The sequence below is a fragment of the Actinocrinis puniceicyclus genome, assembly GCF_018283645.1.
Lineage (GTDB): Bacteria > Actinomycetota > Actinomycetes > Streptomycetales > Catenulisporaceae > Actinocrinis > Actinocrinis puniceicyclus.
The window spans coordinates 1-821 of sequence record NZ_JAGSXH010000354.1 but is presented as its reverse complement, the minus strand read 5'-3'; the positions used below and the strand labels follow the sequence as shown (position 1 = coordinate 821).

The 821-nt window shown below is 72.0% G+C and carries 1 protein-coding gene; it reads left to right on the top strand.

Going from position 1 to position 821, the window contains the following annotated elements; translation table 11 throughout:
- Nucleotides 1-821: FtsK/SpoIIIE domain-containing protein (locus KGA66_RS29250; RefSeq protein WP_281416893.1), on the top strand; the 821-nt coding region annotated here is incomplete at both ends.

Below are 821 nucleotides of genomic sequence, written 5' to 3'. Positions count from 1 at the left end.
ACGCCACAGGACGAGCAGGCCACCGACCTGTCCGAGTTCGTCGCCGCCGTGCGCGCCGCCAACGAGCAACTTGGCATCCCGGCGCAGCCCAGGCCCTGGCTGCCCCCGCTGCCCGCCACCGTCCTGCTCGACGACCTGAAACCCGGCCGACCTGGACCCAGCGGGCTGACCCCCGCCCCCTACGCCCTCGAAGACCTGCCCGGCCAGCAACGCCAACGCGCCGCCGTGCTCGACCTCGAACACACCGGCCACTTGCTGATCGCCGGAGCGCCCAAGAGCGGCCGCTCCCAGCTGCTGCGCACCCTGGCCGGATCCCTCGCGGAGACCAACAGCCCCCGCGACGTGCAGCTCTACGCCCTGGACTGCGGCAACGGCGCCCTGCTCGCGCTCAAAGACGTGCCGCACTGCGGCGCCGTCGTGCGCTCCAGCGAACCGGAACGCGCCGCCCGCCTGCTCACGAAACTTCTGACCGAGCTGCGACGGCGCTCCGACCTGCTCGGCGCCCGCGGCCACGCCAACCTCGCCGAACAACGCGCCGTCGCCACCGGACCCGACCGGCTGCCCTACCTGGTCCTGCTGCTGGACCGCTGGGAAGGATTCCGCATCGCCCTCGGTGAGCTGGACAACGGCGCGATGACCGACCAGATCGACCAGCTGATGCGCGAAGGCGCCGCCGCGGGAATCCATCTGGTCGTCACCGGCGACCGCTCCGCTCTGACCGCCCGCATCTCCACCCTGGCCGACACCAAGATCGCCCTGAGGATGACCGACCGCACCGACTACGGCCTGATCGCCGTCAACCCCCGCCGCATCCCCGACAC